Origin of the sequence: Paraburkholderia sp. BL17N1 (genome assembly GCF_003634175.1) — a bacterium.
In the GTDB taxonomy this organism is placed as follows: domain Bacteria; phylum Pseudomonadota; class Gammaproteobacteria; order Burkholderiales; family Burkholderiaceae; genus Paraburkholderia.
Genome location: NZ_RBIW01000001.1, coordinates 3,541,967 through 3,560,446, shown reverse-complemented (window position 1 = coordinate 3,560,446; position 18,480 = coordinate 3,541,967). Strand labels below are relative to the sequence as shown.

The window sequence follows — 18,480 nt, the reverse complement described above, 5'->3', positions numbered from 1 at the left end:
GCTGCGCCAACGGCAGGAACCGGCCGAGTCCCTGCCTACCCCCGCGTAGAAACCTTCCTAAGCCGTTTCCGGCCCCGTCACACGCTTCAGAATCCGCTCGACACCCTCGACATAGGTGGCGGTGCCGAACCGGCTCAGCGCCGTCTGATACCCGTTTCTGACCAGCCGGTTGCGCAATTGGTCGTTCGAGCGCAATTCGGCGAGCGCGTCGGCGAGGCCATGCGCGTCGGCCGGCGTGCACAGCACGCCGTTCTCGTAGTCGTCGATGATCTCCAGCACGCCGCCCGCGCGCGCCGCCACCACCGGCCGCTGCGCCAGCATGCCTTCGACGATCACGCGGCCGAACGGCTCCGCCGTGATCGACGTATGGACGACCGCATCGACCGCGCACATGCAGGCCGCGATATCGTGCTGGAAGCCGAGAAAATGCACCCGCCCGCCGAGGTTGTGCGCGGCGACGAACGCATGCAGTTCGACCTCGTACTGGTCCTCGCCGAAAAGCGGCGCGCCCACCAGCACCGCATGCATCTGCGGATTGAGCACCATCGCTTCGAGCAGCACATGCTGCCCTTTCCAGCGCGCGAGGCGGCTGAACGAGCCGACCAGAAACGCGTCTTCCGGCAAGCCGAGGCGTTTGCGCAGCGCTGCTTGCGGCACCGTGCGCAAGGCGTCGAACGGCGCGGCGGAAATGCCGTTGAATACCACGTCGATGCGCTTTTCGTCGAACTGCGTGAGCTCGGCGAACGCGCGCGCCGACGCGGCCGAATTGGCGATCACATGCGTGAGGCCAAGACGCGCGCACCATTTGATGATGGCCAGTTGCTTGCCGCCGAAATGCTCGGGGCTCACGATATCGCGCAGATGCCAGACCACGGGACGCCGCGCCAGCTTGCCGGCGAGCGCGCCAATCACCATGGCGCGCTGGGTGTTCGCATAGATCACGTCCGCGTTGCCCGCGCGTTTGGCCGTGGCGCGCACGAGCGATATCAAACCCTTGAGCGCCTGGCCCTTCGGCATCGAGCCGCCCTGCTTGCGAACATGGCGCAGCGCGCCTGCATCCAGCACGTCGACGGCCACGCCGGCTTCGGCGAGCGCGGTGCGGAACGGACCATCGTCGAACAGCACGACTTCGATGCGCGAGCGCAACGCCTTGACGATTTCCAGCAGCGACAGTTCGGCGCCGCCGAGCACGCCGCTTTGATCGACGGCCAGAATGCGCGGACCGCCAGCGACGGTTGGCGCCTTATACGGCGCGTACAGCGGCAGCGTCGCCGTGCGCAGCGCCGGCACCGCCGTCCGCACATGCGCGAAGAAGCGCTCGCGGAAATGCGCGGCGGAGAACTGCTCGGCGTTCGCGCGACAGTCCAGCGGCGAGAAACGCTTCACGTGGCCATCGAAACGCTCGACCGCGGCGATGATCGACTCGACGTTCTGTTCGTCGAAGAACATGCCGGTGGGCCGCGGCTCGGACAGATCCCGCACGGTTTCGAGCGCGCCGCCCTTGCCGTAGGCGATCACCGGCGTGCCGCAGGCCTGCGCTTCCACCACCGAAATACCGAAGTCCTCTTCCGCGGCGAACACGAAGGCCTTGGCCCGGCTCATCTTTTCCTTGAGCACCTTGAACGGCTGATAGCCCATGATCTCGACGTTCGGCCCCGCCTTCGCACGGATCTTCTGCATGTCGGGACCGTCGCCGATCACGACGAGCTTGCGCTCCGGCATGCGCGCGAATGCCTCGACAATCAGATCGATCTTCTTGTACGGCACCATGCGCGAGGCGGTCAGATAAAAATCGTCCTTGTCGGTGCACAGTGCGAAAGCTTCGACATCGACCGGCGGGAAGATCACCTGCGCGTCGCGTTGGTAGACCTTCTTGATGCGCCGCGCGATGAACTCGGAATTGGCGACGAAGCCATCCACCGCATTCGAAGTGCGGATATCCCAGTTGCGCATGTAATGCAGAATCAGCCGCGCCATGGCCGACTTCGGGCCGTTGGTCAGCTTCGACTGCTTGAGATACTGATGCTGCAAATCCCACGCATAGCGGATCGGCGAATGCACGTAGCTGATATGCACCTGGTCGGGGCCGGTCAGAATGCCCTTGGCGACTGCGTGGCTGCTTGAAATCACCACGTCGTACGCGGACACGTCGAGCTGTTCGATCGCGAGCGGCATGAGCGGCAGATACGAGCGGTACTTGGTGCGCGCGAGCGGCAGCTTCTGGATGAACGAGGTCGTGACGGACTTGCCGCGCAGGAAGCTGCGGTCGTCGAGAAAATCGACGAGGCTGAACAGATCCGCATCAGGAAAGCACGCGACGATCTGTTCGAGCACCTTCTCCGCCCCCGCATAGGTGACGAGCCAGTCGTGCACGATCGCAACGCGCACCGTTTTATCCGCGCGCATCGCGGCGCGGCGCGGCGGCGTCTGAACGCCGGGAACGGTAGTGAGTTCGGCCAGTGCGCTGCGCGTCGCGGGTTGCAGCACGGCTTCTTCAAGGACTTCGTGGTTCATGCGCTTTTCCTCGGATTCAGTCGCAACAGCAGTGAACGCGCAAGATCGCGCAAGGCGGGTGTCATCGTGATCGACCAGGCAACATTCGCGCCTACCATCAATACCCCGGCGACAATCGCCATGGCGAGACCCGGCAGGATGCTGGCGAGCCACAGGCTGGCCAGCAGGAAAGCAAGGTGAGCGAGCATGTCGAGCGCGATCTGCTTCGCGCGGATCGCGGACAGCCGCAGCAGCACCGCGTAGTCGAACAGCGCGCGGCCGGCCACGGCCACCGCCGCGCCGGTCAGGCCGAAATGCGTGATGCCGAACCACAATGCCCCTGCAAACAGGGGCAATTCGAACAAACCGACGCGCGCGGCCGTGGCCGGATTGACCTGTGACTGGATCAGAATCCGCGTGACGTTCGCCTGGCCGACGAGCCACACGGCGACGATCATGATGCGGCCCACGGGTGCTGCCACGGTGGCGATCTCATTGCCCACCCACAGATGCAGGAACGGTTCGAGCACCAGCATCGCGACCAGCGCGACCGGCGTGAACACGCCATTGAGAAATTCGAGCGACTGCTGGGTGATGGTGTCGGCGTCGGCGCGTCCCACTGCGGAGAGCCGCGGAAACAACGTGCGCACCAGCGCCGTCGGCACAATGTTCAGGCGCGTCACGAGGTTCTGCGGCACCGTGTAATACGTGACGAAACGCGCGCCGAGACTCGTGCCGAGCATCACGCGGTCGAGCGAGTCGGCGATCATGGTGGTGACGCTAGCGATCAGCATCCAGCCGCCGAAATTGAACAGCCCCTTTGCCACGCCGAATTGCGGCGGCAGAACGCGGCGGATTTCCAGCACTTTCAGCGCCGAGCGGCCGAGCAGAAGCGCGGCGACGATCCGCGCGAACACCGCGGCGGCCAGCACGTTCTGCAAGGTCGCGCCCATCCACAGCGCGGCGCCGAGCGGCAGCAACTGGAACAGAAACGTGCCGATGGTCTGATTGGTGTTGTAGACGCCAAAGCGTTCCGCGCCGTTGATCGCGCCCGCGAACACCCACGACACGTTGGCGATTGGAATCGCCACCGCGAGCCACGGCAGCGCCATATACACCTCGTGCTGCAACTCAGGCGACACCTTGGTGAAATACGCGGTGTAGAGAAACGCGCCGAAATAGATGATCAATCCGCCGATCACGCCGGTCGCGAGATTGAGCCACGTCGCGCTCCAGAACACGCGCGCGCTCTCCTCCTTGTCGCCGGACGCGCGCGCCTTCGAGATGTGGTTCTGCGCGGCCATGCTCATGCCGAGATCGAGAATGCCGAAGTAGCCGATCAGCGTCCACACGAGGCTGATCACGCCGTAGCGCTCGACGCCGAGCAGCTTGATATACGACGGCACGGTCACGAGCGAGACGAAAGTGGGCAGCACCAGCCCGAAGAAATTGATCGCTACGTTCTTGAGAATGCCTTTGTCCATCGGATGCCTTGGGTTTGACTACGTTTGCCTGCGGGTTGCCTTGTCATGCGCTGAAGCGCTCATGCCTTGTTCATCAAGGCTTCCAGCGGTACATCATCACTTTGCCGCGCGCGTCTTCCTCGACGAACACGAGGTACTCGCCGTTCGCGCGTTTGGCGGCGCTGATACCGTTCGGCACATCGACCCAGCCCGACGCGCGGCCCACCTCCGGGCCCGGCCGGATCACGCCGATCTCCTTGCCGCTGTCCTTGTCCCACACGTGGACCGCGCCGACCGGCTCGACGCCGAAAATGTATTGCCCTTCGACCGTCAGCCCGATGATGGTGGCGATGGGTTTGCTCTGCGTCTGCCACGGCAGCGTGATCGCATAGCGCTGCACGGGATTGCCGCTCGACCATTTGTCGTAGCGCACCAGCACGCGGCCCACTTCTTTCCAGAAGCCGCGATCGACCGGCGTGTCGGGTGTATAGCCGGTCACGTACATCGTGTCGCTGTCCGGCTCGTAGATCGCGCGATGCAGTTCCGTGAACGGTTGCGGCACCGGGTACTGCGTCATGTTCGAATATGCGTAGACCGGATTACCCTTCGCATCCAGCCCGCCGAAACGGAAGCGATAGATGCCTTTGGTGTCGCGTGTGCGCCAGATGTCGCCGGCGGTATCGACCCACCAGCCCCAACCGCCCGCGAGCTTCGTGCCGCTGGTGTTGAGCGTGAATTCGTCGGTGTTGAACTTGCCGTCGCCGTTCGCATCGCGCCAGATCCAGTCGCCGCCCGGCGGCGCATTCGGCACCTTGGCCACCGCACGCTCGCGTCCTGCGATGAAGCCGGAAGGAATCGCCGTTTCGCCATCGTGTTGCGGGTCGAAGCGATAGATCTTCAGATGGTCCGCGTACATGTCCGTGAGATACAGGAACGTGTGGCCCTTCAGTTTGCGGGCGATCGGCAGGCCCGGATACTGATCGGTGTGGAACACCGGATCGTCCGGGTACTTGAAGCGGTTCGACAGGAAACCTGCATATTTCCAGTCCTGTCCGGCAGGCTTCGACAGATCGAGTTCGAAGCGCTTGTTGCCGGTATAGACGCTGTCCGGGCGCGACGGATCGATCCACGCGCCGTCGACGAACAACAGGCCCTGCACCTGCCAGTTCTGCTTGCCATCCGGCGCGTAGCTTTCGAGCGTCGCGCCGAGGCCTGCGCCGATCGGCTCGTAACGCGGACCGATGCCGTTGGTCGACACGTACACGTTGCCGCGCGCATCCACGCCCACGCCAGTGAGGCCGTTGAAACGCTGCGGGCCCGGTTTGCCGGCGACGCCGCTGAAAATGCCGCCGCGCTCGCCGAGCGCGCCCGATTCGCTATAACGACCGTTGTTCTTGCTGAAATACAGCACCTGCTGACGTGGACCGTTATCCGCAATCAGCACGCGTCCTTGTGCGTCGACCGCGATATCCACTGCGATCGTTCCGGCTGGCAGCGTAAAGTTTTCGTCGACGCGTTTGCCCGCCGCCGTGTAGTGCTCGACATGCGGTTCGCGATCGTTGCGCGTGCCGCTCAACACCCACAGCGTGCCGTCCGCCGCCAGCGCAATCCGCCCTGGTTCACGCACGCTCCAGGTAGTTTTCTGCTGCATCGATTCCGCGTCGTACACCTCGATGCGATCGCGCGCCGTGTTCGCCGCGTACAGCGTAGTGTCGTTCGCCGCGAGGCCACCGATCTCGGCGCTCGTGCCGGTCGGCACTTCGTTCATCATCAGGAAGCCGGCCGCCAGTTGCGCATGCGGGTCGGCACTTTTCGCGGCGGGCTGGAACGGCGCGGCCCGCTTCGGATCGGCGATCTGCCGGCGCGAAATGCCGTACCACTGCTTGCCCTTCTCCGGCCATACGCCCTGCTCGACCAGCCGTCCTTTCTCGTTGCCGACCGCGATCGCGACGAACGCGTACTTGCGATTCACGGCGACCGCGTTGCCGCCGCCGTTGCCCCAGCCATGCGTGCCGCCCGCGAAGCCGAGCATCTTGCCGTTCTGATAGACGCTCGCCTCAGCGCCGCTCTCGTCCCACGGCGCGTTCGTATAGACCTTGCCGTCGGGCGCCACCGCAATCGCGGTGATGTTGATCTGCGCCCAGCTGCCGTCGCCGAAACCGAAGGTATTGCCGATCCACGATGTTTTCGCGTTCAACGCGGATTCCGCATGCGCCGTGAAACTGGCCGCTCCCGCAGCCAGTCCGGCGGTGCATGCAAAAACAGCGAGCCGGCTTTTGAACGTGAAACGGGGCAAAGGTATTTCCTCCAATCGGCGCCGCGCGCGGGCAAATAAGGCTCGCGCGGAAACACAACTCAGTGAATGACGCTACGAAGCGCGGTCGATCATCGTGACGCGGACCGCTAGAAGCCATGCAAGGACGTATGACAGATTCGCGCGGGAACAGGACCTGGGTACAGCATCGACGGGACGAACGCCGCAAGTCCGGGCGCCTCGACAGCAATCTGAGTGTGAAGCCCACGCGCCGTCCCTGGCCACTCAATCCGCACAGCTCACATTACGCGGAAAAAACGCCGCAACGAAAATCGAAAATAATTCAAAAATATTCGATGCTTTAAGCGTTGCGAAAGAAACCAATTAAAAATTGATTAAAACGAAATCCGCTATGGCAGCGCATCCCCGCGCACTCGCCGGCATCCATCCTTACCGATGCGCAGCAAAGCAATCCGCACTTATTACATATAGCGTCATGCATTCGACACAAGCATAAAAATTCATTGCGAATGGCTAACGAAACACCCTGTTGCAATCTGATTCATTTATCCAATTCATTCCCGTTTTTTCACGATTTTATTTTCCCTAGAATCGATTGCACTTCCGTTGCGATGCGAAGCGAGCGCGCCTGCTCCACGAAACCCTCGCGCGATCCTTCGCCCGGCCCATCTGCTTCACACCATGGACGGTTCATGACTGCCAGCGCACTGCCCTTAGCGCCTTCCCACTCCCGCCGCATCGTGCAGCTCGACGGCTTGCGCGCCATCGCCGTGCTCGCGGTGTTCGCGCAGCACGCGTTGAAAGCGCCGCTGTGGATGGGTGTCGATCTGTTTTTTGTTCTGAGCGGTTTTCTGATTACCGGCATCCTGCTCGAACGCAAAGCGCGCCAGCAGTCGTATTTCGGCTATTTCTACGCACGCCGCGCGCGCCGCATCCTGCCGCCTTATGTGCTGCTGATGGTGGTGTCGTCGATTCTGTTCGGCCTCGGCTGGGCGGAACACTGGCAGTGGTACGCGTTCTTCGCGACCAATATCGGCGACGCGCTCAATCAGAGCGGTCACGACAGCCTGAACGTGCTGTGGTCGCTCGCCGTCGAAGAGCAGTTCTACATTGTCTGGCCGTTCGTGATCCTGCTGGTGCCCGAGCGCGTGCTCGGCTACGTCGCGGCCGCGTTGATCCTGCTGGTGCCGGTGCTGCGCGCGGTGGCCACGCCCTGGTTCGACTCGTTCTGGCCGATCTATTACTTGACGCCGTTCCGCATGGACCTGCTTGCGGCCGGTGCGCTACTGGCTGTCGCCGTGCGGCGTGACCGCAATGCGCTCGAGCCTTACAAAGGCGTTGCGGTGCTGGGCTTATTCGCGGCGCTGGCGATACTCGCGTGGCTGCATCTGCACTTTCCGCGCTTTCGCGCGGCCAATACACCGCTTTCGAACGCCGGGCTCTACAGCGTTTCGTTGGTGCTTTGCACTTCAGTCGTGGTCATCGCCCTGCAGAGCAAGGGCATCGTCAAACGGCTGTTGTGCAATCCCGTGCTGGTCTACATCGGCACCATCAGCTACACGATTTATCTGATTCACCTGAGCGTGTTGTATGCGCTGTGGCCGCTGCATCTGAACCGCTTCGTGACCGCCGCGCTCGCGCTCGCGATCACGCTCGTCTATGCCAGCGTCACGTGGTTCGCGTTCGAGAAGCGCCTGATTTTCGGCTCAGCGGGCAAGGCAGCAGCGCATGCGCCGGCCCAGGCCGCCAACGGCGGTGGCGTCAGCACGGCGCCGCAAGCACCGCAAAGCCGCGCATGAAGTGCACGAAGCGCATGAAGCGCCGGGCATGGCTCGCTGCAAGCGTATGCGCCGCTGCGTCGCTCTTCGCCTGCGCCGCGTTCGGCGCGGCGCCGGGCCGACGATCGCAAGTGTTGATCGAGGCCTACGGCGATTCGACGACGCTCGGCATTACCTGCAGCGAAGGCCATTGCGGCCCGCAAGCGCAAAACGCGGTGGTGTATCTGCAGGACGAATTACAGGCGCGCCACGGCGAACGGGTGCGCGTGACGAACTACGGCGTGGGCAACACGATGGCGACGCAACTGCGCGACGGCACCGGCAATCGCCGCGCCGGACCGGCGGCGGGTCTGCCGTGGCAGGAACGGCTCGCCGCTTCGTCCGCGCAGATCGTGCTGATCAACTACGGCATCAACGAAGTGATGCAGAACCAGACGCCCGAGCAGTTCTACACGGCCGAAACGACGCTCGTGAAAACCGCTCGCGCGCTAGGCAAGCAGCCGGTTCTGCAGACGGCCAACCCGATGCCCGACAACCGCCTCAACGCGCGGCTCGCCACGATGGTCGCGGTGACGCGCCGCGTGGCCGCCGAACAGCAGGTGCCGCTCGTCGACCAGTTCGCGTACATCAGCAATCTGCCGGACTGGAAGACGCTGATGTCCGACGGTGCGCATCCCACGCCGGCTTTGTATCAGCTAAAGGCCGAACAGGATTTTCAGGTCGTCGAACCCCTGGTGCGGCGACTGTTGGAAGGCACGCCCTGAAGCGCTTTTTCCTTTTCTTTTAACAATCACGAAGGCAAGCTATGAGCCAACCACGCAAAGCGATCATCACCGGCGTATCCGGACAGGACGGCGCCTATCTGACCAAACTGCTGCTCGACAAGGGCTACATCGTGACCGGCACTTACCGGCGCACGAGCTCCGTGAATTTCTGGCGCATGCGTGAGCTCGGCGTGCTCGATCATCCGAATCTGCGTCTGGTCGAACACGATCTGACCGACCTCGGTTCGACGCTGCGCCTGCTCGAAGGCGCGCAGGCCGACGAGCTGTACAACCTCGCCGCGCAAAGCTTCGTGGGCGTTTCGTTCGACCAGCCGGTGACGACCGCCGAAGTGACCGGCATCGGCGCGTTGAATCTGCTCGAAGGCATCCGCATTCTGAATCCGAAGACCCGTTTCTACCAGGCGTCGACGTCGGAAATGTTCGGCCTCGTGCAAGCGGTTCCGCAACGCGAGGACACGCCCTTCTATCCGCGCAGTCCGTATGGCGTCGCCAAGCTGTTCGCGCATTGGTCGACCATCAACTATCGTGAGTCGTACGGCCTCTTTGCAAGCAGCGGGATTCTGTTCAATCACGAATCGCCGCTGCGTGGCCGCGAATTCGTCACCCGCAAGATCACCGACACCGTTGCCAAGATCAAGCTCGGCAAGCAGGACATGCTCGAACTCGGCAACCTGAGCGCCAAGCGCGATTGGGGCTTCGCGCTCGAATACGTGGAAGGCATGTGGCGCATGCTGCAAGCCGACGAGCCGGACACCTTCGTGCTCGCCACCGGCCGAACTGAAACGGTCCGCGATTTCGTGCGCATGGCGTTTGCGGCAGCGGGCTATCAACTCGAATGGTCGGGTAAGGAAGAGCGCGAGTCAGGTATCGATGTCGCCACCGGCAAGACCCTGGTGCGCGTGAATCCGAAGTTCTATCGCCCGGCCGAAGTGGACCTGCTGATCGGCTGCGCCGACAAGGCCCACGAAAAACTCGGCTGGAAGCCGGCAACCACGCTGGAGCAGTTGTGCCACATGATGGTTCATGCGGATCTGGGACGGAACGAGCATCACGAGACGTTTTGAGTCGCGATGAGCGCGTGCGGCCACCGAAACGGCCGCGCGTTAAACCGCGCTCCTGAATCTCAGCGAAAAAAACGCGGGGCCTGATCTTTAAACCAGGCCCCGCGTTTTTGTTGTGCGTCCTTCCTCGGCGTTAGTGCACCCCACCCGCCGCAATCGCCTCCCCATACACGGACGCCACCCGCTTCGCGATCACCGGGTTATCGAAGTTCTCACGCGCATAACGGCGGCATGCATCGGCATCCGGCAATTTCAGCGTGCCGTTGAGCGCACCGGCGAGTCCGTCCGCGATGGCCTTCGCGCCCGTCTCCGGCAGCACCAGGTTCGGCGACAAGCCGGCCACCGCTTCCGGCAAGCCACCCACCGGCGTCACCAGAACCGGCGTACCCGAAGCCAGCGATTCGACCGTGATCAAACCGAAGCCTTCCAGCGCGACCGTCGGCACGATGCTGATATTCGCCGCGCGATACAACGCCGCCAGATGCTGATCGGGCACGAAACCCAGCAGCTTCACGTTGTCCTCCAGACCCGCCTCGGTGATACGCGCCTGCAACTCGCCTTCGAGCCGCCCCTTGCCCGCGATCAGAAGCAACACATCCGGCGCCGTGCGCTTGAGCAGTTTCACCGCGTCGATCAGATCTTCGAGGCCCATGCGGCGCACCAGGCGGCGGACCGCCAGCACGATCGGCCGGTCCTGCGGCAATTGCAGCTTCAGACGCGCCTCGGCGGGCGAGATCGGCAGATTGAACTGCTCGACATCGACGCAACCGGGCACCACGCGCACGCGGTCTGGCGAGATGCGATAGCGCGAAGTCAGAATCTTGCCGAACGCCTCGGACAACACGATCAGCCGCGACGAGCGCGCATAGACCGATTGCTCCAGATAGCGCTTGGCGCGCTGGCCGAGCGAATCGGCGCCTTCCACGTGACTTTCGTCGGCCCACGGCCCCTGAAAATGCGAAACCTGCGGAATGCCGCGCGTCACGTCGAGACCCGGAAAGGTGTAGAGCGCGAAGTGCGACGAAATCACATCGGGACGCGACGTGCTGATTTCGTGGCGCAGCGCGCGGCGTGCCGCCATCAGCCGCAATGGCAGCGATTGCGCGGCTGAGCCGAAGCCATTGATCGCGCCGCCGGTGTCGGCGGCTACTTTCGGCGAGCCGGCCACCACGCCGCGCACCGCCACGCCCGCGCCCGGCAGTGCACCGATTAGCGAGTAGTACATGCGGTCGAGACCGCCCGCGCGCTCGGGGAACCAGTGCATCCCGATCTGCAGCGATTTGATAGAGCTCGTCGTCATGGTTGTGACCCCTGTGCGTTTTGAGAGTTGTGATGGTGAAGCGTTGAAGACATCGAGCGGTTCTGAAGCACCGCGCGAGGTCATTCCGCGCTTTTGCGGCCGGCCAGCGTGTTCAGCGTCAGCGCGTCAGCGCGTCAGTGCTGCCGACCGCGGCCGCTTCCGCCTCGCTTTGCCGGCGATTTTTCTGCTGCCCCGCCAACTGGCGATACAGCGCGATGTATTGCGCGGCCATGCGCGCCCAGCCGAAACCGGTCGCGAGTTCGTTGGCGGCGACGCCCATGGCGCGGCGCTCGACGTGGTTATCGGCGAGGCGTGCAACCGCGCGGGCCAGCGCCTTGGGATCGTCCGGATCGTCGAGCACGATGCCGCATTCCGGCGTAATGATCTCGGCGCCGCCCGCGGTGCGCGCCGTGACCACCGGCAAACCCGCCGCCATCGCTTCGAGCAGCGACAGGCTCATCGCTTCATAACGCGACGGGAACACGAAGGCGTCGACGGAATGCATCAGCACCGGCATCTCTTTCACGAGCCCGAGAAAATGCACGCGATGCGCAATGCCGAGCGCCTTCGCCTCTTCCGGATACGGACTGCCCGGCAGGAAACCCGCCACCGCGATCTGCACGTGCTCGGGCAGATACTTGAGCGCGGCGAGCACGGTGCCGAGGTTCTTGCGCGGCGTGCGCAGGTCGCCGACGAACAGCAGCAGGAACGCGTCCTTCGGTAAACTGAATTTCTCGCGATCGCCCGTGGCCGCGGCGAAGCCTTGCGTATCCACGCCGTTGTAGATCACGTCGACGCGGTTATCCGGCGTGAGCCCGATCGCGCGGATTTCGTCGGCGACCTTTTGCGACACCGCCGTGATCACCTTCGAGCGCCGGTAAGCCCAGCGTTCGAGCAGCGCATTGCAGCGCGTATAGACCGACTGATAGGCGGACCACACTCCCTTGGTGAGTCCGAACGGGTAGTACTTGCTGCCGAACCAGCCGCTATGCACGAAGTGCGAGGTGTTGACGTCGGCGGGCATCCACGTGATGAACCCGTTCACGTGCAGCACGTCGTATTCGCGGCGATGCGCGCGCAGCCACATTGCGCTCTTGAACGCGAACACCTGCTGGCGCAGCAGATTGGTCGGCCACCAGCGGCCGATCCTGATCGGCGCCCAGCGGACGTTCGGATGCGCAAGCAGATCCGGCGCGACGTGCGAGGCGACCAGCGTGACGCCGATGTTCTCGTCGAGCGCCGCGCGCGCGATCTCGTGGTTGACGCGCCCCTGGCCGTCGTTATGGCGCACGACGTGCGTGACAATGGCGACTCTCAATCCGTGCCTCCGTGGAAAAATAGCGTGTGGTTTGACATACGTGCGCGGTTGATCTTTTCGTAATGCACCGCGGAGAGAATCGAAAAAACACTCATGAAAAGCAGCAAGCCGCCCGTGCCGACCAGCGAATTGGTGAACACCAGCATCGCGAAGGTTGCGAGGCTCAGGCTCATGCAGGCGGACACGAACTTGTCGTTGCGCATCCTGAACGACGCGAGCACCGCGCGCGTCACCAGCCAGATGATTCCGGACATGTAAAGCAGCGTGCCGGGCCAGCCGAGCACGAACGGAATGTTCATCACGCCGCTGTCGAAGTTGCCGTACTGGCCGAGCTGGCCGCCATCGTTCGAGAGCTTGGTGGAGGTGCCGGTGGCGCCCATGCCTTCGCCCGACACATCGGTGAAGGCTGTTTTGGCAAAGGTCGCATAGAACTCGTTACGCGCGGCGTAGCTCTGGTCGTCGTTCAGGTTGACGATGGTCGTGAGGCGCGCCTGCATCCGCTCGGCCACCGGACCGACCGCCAGCAGCGGCACACACAGCCCGGCCAGCAGCACCGCGCTGGCGACAATGCGCAAGCGCACCTTGTTGTTCGATTTGACAAGCTGGATCAGAAGCGCGATGACCCAGCCGCCCCACGTCGAGCGCACGAGGCTCAGCGCGAACGCGAAGAAGCCGAGCGCCGCGGCGATCCAGCGCACCCGGTGCGTGGCCGCCATGACGAATACCATCGCGCCCATCATCGCGAACGCGAACGGTCCCGACGAGTTCATCGTACTGAACACGCGCACGCCCATCGGCACGGGGTCGCCTTGCGAATTCATCTGCGAGCCGAGCATCCACAGCGCGTCCCACTGCGGCATGATGAAGAACTGCACGAGGCCGTAGCCGCCCATCACCAGCATGCCCCAGATGAACGTATTGACGATGGTGTCGCGGTACTTCGGATACTGGCGCGTGTGCGCCATGATGTGAAAGCCGATCAGGATCGGATACAGCCAGTTCGCGAGGTCGTAGGTGGCCGCGAGCGGCCCGCTCGACATCACGCCGACCAGGAAGGCGTAGATAAGGCCGAGCAGGACCAGCAGCACCGGCAGACCGCGCCGTTGCCCCAGCAGTTTGTAGTAGCGCAGCAGCGACAGGCCGCTGATCATCGTCACCGCAAGCGGCGCGACCTGGATCAGGCTCGTCGGTGTAAACGACCCTTTGGACCAGTCGGCCAGACGCCGCACTTCCGGGCTCAGGAACCACAGCCACCACATGAAGCCGATATAGCGCGCCGGACTCTTGAAGTAGAGCCACAGGCCCGTCAGGATCGCGAGCACCGGAAACGCGAGCGTGAGCACCGTGCCCTGATGCGCGCCGATCAGCAGCGTCGTGACGAACCATAGCAAAGCCTCCGGCAGCCATTCCTTGCGGCCGGTGGACGATGCACGTCCATTGCCGTTCGCGCTAGCGGCGCTTCGCGTCAGCGTCGACATCGTTCAGAGACCTCCGCGCGACTGGCGCGCCGGCCGCCGCTCGGACTCGGACACGCCCGCCGCCGTCGCCATGCCGGCCGCCGTGCGCGTGCGCGCCGCGGCCCGCGCGCGCAGCATCTCCTGCGTGATCCGCACGTGCTGCATGGCGTAGTGCTGCGTGGTCAGATCGCGCGACAGCAGGCCGGCCGCGGCCGCTTGTGCCTGACGCAAAGCGTCCAGCGGCGCGGCGGCGAGCTGATCGACCGCTTCGCGCAACGCCTGCGGGTTGAACGGCGGGATATAAAACGCCTCGCCGGCCGGAAAATAATCCTGCAACGCGCCGACATTCGTGACCACCATCGGCTTGCCGACCGCCGCCGCTTCCAGCATTACGGTGATGCCCGAGGCGTGCGAATTCGGCCGCAAGGGCACCACGATCACATCGGCCCAGTCGTACAGTTCATGTTGCTTCCTGATCCCCGAGAACAGCGCGATCTCGACATTCGGCGCGCGCAGCGATGCGGGAATCCGCCGACGTGTCGCGAGCTTCACCGTGTAGCGCGCGTCGTTGCCGAACGCCTTGATGAGCGTCTCCCAATCACGGTCGCGGTCGTTGCCGATCGCGGCGATGCGGATCGGCGCGTGCGGCGTCCATTCGGCCGGCGGCCTGACCGGAAAGTCCTGCGTGTTCAGGCCATAAAGCAGCGGCTTGGCGTCGCGAGCGAAATAGCGCTGGCATAGCTCGGCGTTTTCGCTGGCGAGCGTGGTGAGTTGATCGGCGCGCGCCATCAGCTTGCGATACAGCCATCTGCGCAGAATGCCGTAGGAAGGCCATTTATCGAGCAGCCACACGCTTTGCGCGAGCAGCAAGGGCGAGGCATCGGCGCCGGCCTTGCGGCCGCTCAGAAGCAGCATGAGGGCCGCAGATAGCCATTCCTGTTCCGTATGCGTCCAGATCACGTCCGAGCGCAGCATCTCGGCGCGGTTGCGCCACGTATGGATGAAGTCGAACCCGAGCGCCGCCTTCAGCGCGCGGCGCAGCAGACGCACCGGCTTGCCTTCACGGGCATCCTGCGAATAGGTGAGCTTGAACGCGTCGGATTCCGCGTGGTGATAGCCGTACAGGCAACCGATGTTGTCACCCGGTCGATAAAAGCGCGGGTCGGCGCCGTAAAACAGATGAACGTGAACTTTCGTACTCATGCAGGCACTCCGCTCTGCCGGTGGAAAGGGGCATCGGCGGCCCTCATGCGGGCCGTGCGCCGATGCGCGAACGTGCGGGACGCGGTGCGCGGTGTGGCGATCACGCTGCGCGTGACAGCGCGCGACGCGCCTCGTGCGCGCCGCTGCGCACGGCGCGCCAGCGCGTCAGCTTCAGACCGGCCTGCTTCGAGAGCAGCGCGAGCGCCGCGTGCGTGAGGCCCGGATAAACCCGCGTGCCGACCAGCGTCCACCACCACCACGCGGTTTCGCGGCGCAGCGGCGGCAACTGGTCGCGCAGGATCAGATGGAAATTGAACGCGGCATTGCGCAAGGCGGCCATGGTTTGCGCGTCACGCCGGTCGTCGTCGAAACGCTCGGCGGGGAAATGATCGACCGCCACGCGCGGGTCGTACATCAGCTTCCAGCCGGCGTTCTTCACGGCGAGGCTGAAGGCCATGTCGTTGTGGACCTGGGCGCCCGCGCCGCGCAGGCGCGCGTCGAAGCGGATGGTGCGCACCGCGTCGCGGCGGTAGCTCATGTTGGCGCCCTTCAGAATATCGACTTCGCGCGCGCCGCCCACACCCAGATGATGATTGCCGATGATCTTGCCGTGCGCCGTGACCTTGCCGACCAGCGGCCGCTCGCCGTCCAGCACGCGGCCTTTTTCATGCACCCAGTCGCGTCCGCCGAGTGCGCCGAGACGCGCGTCGCCCTCGAACGCGGCGGCGATCCGCTCGACCCAGTCGGCGTGCGGTGCCGCGTCGTCGTCGGTGATCGCGATCACGTCGCCGCGGGCCGCGTCGAGGCCGCGATTCAGGGCCGCCACCTGGCCGGGCACTTCGACAATCGCCAGCGCGAGCGGCAACGCGCCCGCTACAGACGGATCGCGCAGGCACGCGTGGCTCGCTTCGTCGTCGGCGCGCGCCACCACCACCACTTCGTCGGGCCGCCGCGACTGCCGTTGCAGCGCTGCGAGGCAGCGCGCCAGATCGGCCGGGCGGCGGTAAGTCGGAACCAGTACCGTCACTTTCATCGTGATGTCCTTTGTTGTCGTCGTTGCGCGAGGTTCGCCATGCATCCGCGCCCCCCCCGCCTCAGGTGCTCAGGTATTCCTGCACCGCCGCGTAGCCACGGTCGTAGCCGCCGCGCGAGCGCGCCGGCATACCGTTGAAAATGCCGCCCTGCACGTGCACGCCGGCCGCGCGCAGACGCTTCAACGCATCGCTGATCTCGCCTTCGCTGTGCACGCCCGAGCGCATCACGAAGAAAGTCGAGCCGGCATACGCGCCGATGATCGACGCATCGGTCACGGCCAGCACCGGCGGCGTGTCGATCATGATCACGTCGTAGCGCTTGGCGAGTCCTTCGAGGTACTGCGGCAGACGCGGCGACATCAGCAGTTCCGACGGATTCGGCGGACGGCGGCCGCACGAGATGAAGCTCAGGCCGTCGACCTGCGAGCTGCGGATCGCTTCTTCCAGCGAGATCTGGCCGCTCAGCAATTCGGACAGGCCGTTATCCGGCACACCGCCCAGATAGCGTTCGAGCACGCCGCGGCGCATGTCGCCGTCGATCATCAGCACGCGCTTGCCCGAATTCGCCAGCAGCACCGCGAGGTTGACCGTCAGGAAGCTCTTGCCGACACCGGCCATTGGACCCGTCAGCATGACGATGCGGTTCTTCGCGTCCATCATCGTGAACTGCATGGAGGTGCGCAGACTGCGCAGGCTTTCGACCGTGACGTCCTTCGGCCGCGCATTCGCCAGCACCGAGCGCAGACGTTCGCCGCCGCGCTGGAAGCTGGCTTCGAGCACGCCCTGTTCGGCGGAGAGCGGCACGAGGCCGAACACCGGCAGATGAAACGCGCGTTCGATGTGATCCGGGTCGTCGATGCCCTTGAACATATTGCGGCGCAGGAACACGAAGCCGGTGCCCGCGATCAGCCCGAGAATCACCGCCGCCGACAGGATCAGCGCCTTCTTCGGCTTGACCGGCACGCCCGGGCGCAATGCCGCGTCGACGATATGCACGTTGCCGCCGGTGCCGGCCTTCTGCACGGACAGTTCCTGCACACGGTTGAGCAGCAGCACGTAGATGTCTTCCGCCACCTTCGCGTCGCGCTGCAACTGCACGGCCTTCACTTCGGTGGCCGGCAGATCGCGGAAGCGGTCGGCGTATTTGGTGCGCTGCGCCTGCAATTCGGCCATCTGCGCACGCGCGGCCACCAGCATCGGATGGTCGTCGCCGTAACGCTCGGTGAGCTGCGCCATCTGCAAACGCAAACCGGCGATCTGCTGCTCGTACTGCACGCTGCCTTCGAGGTACACCTTGGCTTCGTCGCTCGCGTTGATCGAGCCGGACTGGCGCTGATACGCGGTCAGGGCCGCCTCCGCGCGCTCCAGATCGGCCTTCAGGCGCGGCTCTTCGCTCTTCAGGAAGTCGAGCATCCTGCTGGCGTCGGCCTGCTTGCTCAGCACGTGCTGGCGCACATACGACTCCGCCAGCGCGTTGGCAACGAGTGCCGCGTGTTCGGGGCTCTTGTCTTCCAGCGAGATCTGGATCACGCCGGTCTGCTTGCCCTGCTCCTGCACCGTGATGGCCGACTGGAACGCGGAGATCGCGTCGAGGTCGTTGGCGCGCATCACCGTGAATTCCTCGCCCGGGCGCGCCACCAGTTTGTTGACCATGATGGTCACGCCGCCGCCCTGCGCCTGCTGGCCGACCTGGCCGCGCAGCAGCAGCGAGCCGTTCGCCGCATACAGTTCGTAGTGCTGGTCGTCGACCGCCTTCATGGTCAGCTTCTGACCTTCCAGCGCGGGGATCACGTCGATCGAATCGACGTCGGCTTCTTCACCGCCCCATGCGTACGACGACAGCCCCAGCCACGGACGCGCCGGCTGACCGGGCGTGGCCATGCGCGCGGCGATGCTGCCGAGCAGTGGGAACGTCTTCGGCGTGACGCTGAAGTTCAGCTTCAGTTGTTGCACGACGGGACCGACCACGCCGCGGCTCTTGATGATTTCGATCTCGGCGTCGGTCGGCAGCGAGGTCGAACCGGTGGTGATCGCCGCGCCGGTCTGCGTTTGCGTGAGCGCCTGCGACGTGTTGTCGGATTGCTCGACCCGCACGTGTGCGTCGGCGGAATAGATCGGCTTGGCGAGGAAGCAGTAAGCGCCGGCAATCCCGACGATCACGGCCGCAATGGCGATGAGCCACCAGATGTCGTCGAGGATCACCTGCACCAGTTGTCCGAGGACGACGTCCTCTTCTTCGGTCTTGATCGGACCGGCCATGTGTGGAGAGATTTGGTTGCTCACAATTCGCTTCCCGTATCGGTTGCAGCTACG

Annotated in this window: 11 protein-coding genes and 1 pseudogene; 3 read left to right on the top strand and 9 right to left on the bottom strand. The window is 64.3% G+C overall.

Translation table 11 applies throughout. The features are described 5' to 3' along the window. Positions 1-57: 57 nt before the first annotated feature. From B0G82_RS16060 to B0G82_RS16050, 3 genes are all read right to left on the bottom strand, one after another. The gene (locus B0G82_RS16060; protein WP_121307918.1) at positions 58-2,514 is read right to left on the bottom strand and encodes a glycosyltransferase family 4 protein; all 2,457 of its coding nucleotides are present in this window, start codon (positions 2,512-2,514) and stop codon (positions 58-60) included. Continuing rightward, on the bottom strand, positions 2,511-3,977 hold the full coding sequence (locus B0G82_RS16055; protein ID WP_116141314.1) for a flippase: 1,467 nt from the start codon (positions 3,975-3,977) through the stop codon (positions 2,511-2,513). The genes B0G82_RS16060 and B0G82_RS16055 overlap by 4 nt, the downstream gene beginning before the upstream one ends. 73 nt (positions 3,978-4,050) lie before the next feature. After that, a complete protein-coding gene (locus tag B0G82_RS16050; RefSeq protein ID WP_121307917.1) occupies positions 4,051-6,252 on the bottom strand; it encodes a hypothetical protein in 2,202 nt (733 codons plus the stop codon). 671 nt (positions 6,253-6,923) lie between these two features. Between B0G82_RS16050 and B0G82_RS16045 the strand changes: the two genes are divergently transcribed. From B0G82_RS16045 to gmd, 3 genes are read left to right on the top strand one after another with little or no spacing between them, the layout of a single operon-like run. Continuing rightward, the gene (locus B0G82_RS16045; RefSeq protein ID WP_116141310.1) at positions 6,924-8,030 is read left to right on the top strand and encodes an acyltransferase; all 1,107 of its coding nucleotides are present in this window, start codon (positions 6,924-6,926) and stop codon (positions 8,028-8,030) included. Positions 8,031-8,044: 14 nt separating this feature from the next. Then, positions 8,045-8,773, top strand: a complete 729-nt coding sequence (locus tag B0G82_RS16040) for an SGNH/GDSL hydrolase family protein (protein ID WP_121308721.1) — start codon at positions 8,045-8,047, stop codon at positions 8,771-8,773. Positions 8,774-8,814: 41 nt separating this feature from the next. Further along, positions 8,815-9,858 (top strand): GDP-mannose 4,6-dehydratase, encoded by a 1,044-nt coding sequence (gmd, locus tag B0G82_RS16035; protein WP_116141308.1) that lies wholly within the window; start codon positions 8,815-8,817, stop codon positions 9,856-9,858. Positions 9,859-9,988: 130 nt separating this feature from the next. Here gmd and B0G82_RS16030 read toward each other — a convergent pair whose 3' ends face one another. From B0G82_RS16030 to B0G82_RS16005, 6 genes and pseudogenes are all read right to left on the bottom strand, one after another. Then, positions 9,989-11,155, bottom strand: coding sequence for a glycosyltransferase family 4 protein (locus B0G82_RS16030; RefSeq protein WP_106281163.1), 1,167 nt, complete (start codon positions 11,153-11,155; stop codon positions 9,989-9,991). Positions 11,156-11,235: 80 nt separating this feature from the next. Next, a pseudogene (locus B0G82_RS16025) lies at positions 11,236-12,473 on the bottom strand (glycosyltransferase family 4 protein). Next, entirely contained in the window at positions 12,470-13,951 is a 1,482-nt protein-coding gene (locus B0G82_RS16020; protein ID WP_121307916.1) for a glucose-6-phosphate isomerase, read from the bottom strand. The pseudogene B0G82_RS16025 and the gene B0G82_RS16020 overlap by 4 nt, the downstream one beginning before the upstream one ends. A 3-nt stretch (positions 13,952-13,954) precedes the next feature. Beyond that, a complete protein-coding gene (locus tag B0G82_RS16015) occupies positions 13,955-15,133 on the bottom strand; it encodes a glycosyltransferase (RefSeq protein ID WP_121307915.1) in 1,179 nt (392 codons plus the stop codon). A gap of 100 nt (positions 15,134-15,233) precedes the next feature. Then, positions 15,234-16,166: a glycosyltransferase gene (locus B0G82_RS16010; RefSeq protein ID WP_121308720.1), complete on the bottom strand. Its 933-nt coding sequence runs from the start codon at positions 16,164-16,166 to the stop codon at positions 15,234-15,236. A 61-nt stretch (positions 16,167-16,227) separates the two neighbouring features. Beyond that, entirely contained in the window at positions 16,228-18,426 is a 2,199-nt protein-coding gene (locus B0G82_RS16005; RefSeq protein WP_121307914.1) for a polysaccharide biosynthesis tyrosine autokinase, read from the bottom strand. Positions 18,427-18,480: the final 54 nt, after the last annotated feature.

Bases quoted from the DNA above. Each gene is read 5' to 3' on its own strand.
- B0G82_RS16060 (WP_121307918.1), bottom strand. From the start codon at position 2,514: ATGAACCACGAAGTCCTTGAAGAAGCCGTGCTGCAACCCGCGACGCGC.
- B0G82_RS16055 (WP_116141314.1), bottom strand. From the start codon at position 3,977: ATGGACAAAGGCATTCTCAAGAACGTAGCGATCAATTTCTTCGGGCTG.
- B0G82_RS16045 (WP_116141310.1), top strand. From the start codon at position 6,924: ATGACTGCCAGCGCACTGCCCTTAGCGCCTTCCCACTCCCGCCGCATC.
- B0G82_RS16040 (WP_121308721.1), top strand. From the start codon at position 8,045: ATGAAGCGCCGGGCATGGCTCGCTGCAAGCGTATGCGCCGCTGCGTCG.
- gmd (WP_116141308.1), top strand. From the start codon at position 8,815: ATGAGCCAACCACGCAAAGCGATCATCACCGGCGTATCCGGACAGGAC.
- B0G82_RS16030 (WP_106281163.1), bottom strand. From the start codon at position 11,155: ATGACGACGAGCTCTATCAAATCGCTGCAGATCGGGATGCACTGGTTC.
- B0G82_RS16020 (WP_121307916.1), bottom strand. From the start codon at position 13,951: ATGTCGACGCTGACGCGAAGCGCCGCTAGCGCGAACGGCAATGGACGT.
- B0G82_RS16015 (WP_121307915.1), bottom strand. From the start codon at position 15,133: ATGAGTACGAAAGTTCACGTTCATCTGTTTTACGGCGCCGACCCGCGC.
- B0G82_RS16010 (WP_121308720.1), bottom strand. From the start codon at position 16,166: ATGAAAGTGACGGTACTGGTTCCGACTTACCGCCGCCCGGCCGATCTG.
- B0G82_RS16005 (WP_121307914.1), bottom strand. From the start codon at position 18,426: ATGGCCGGTCCGATCAAGACCGAAGAAGAGGACGTCGTCCTCGGACAA.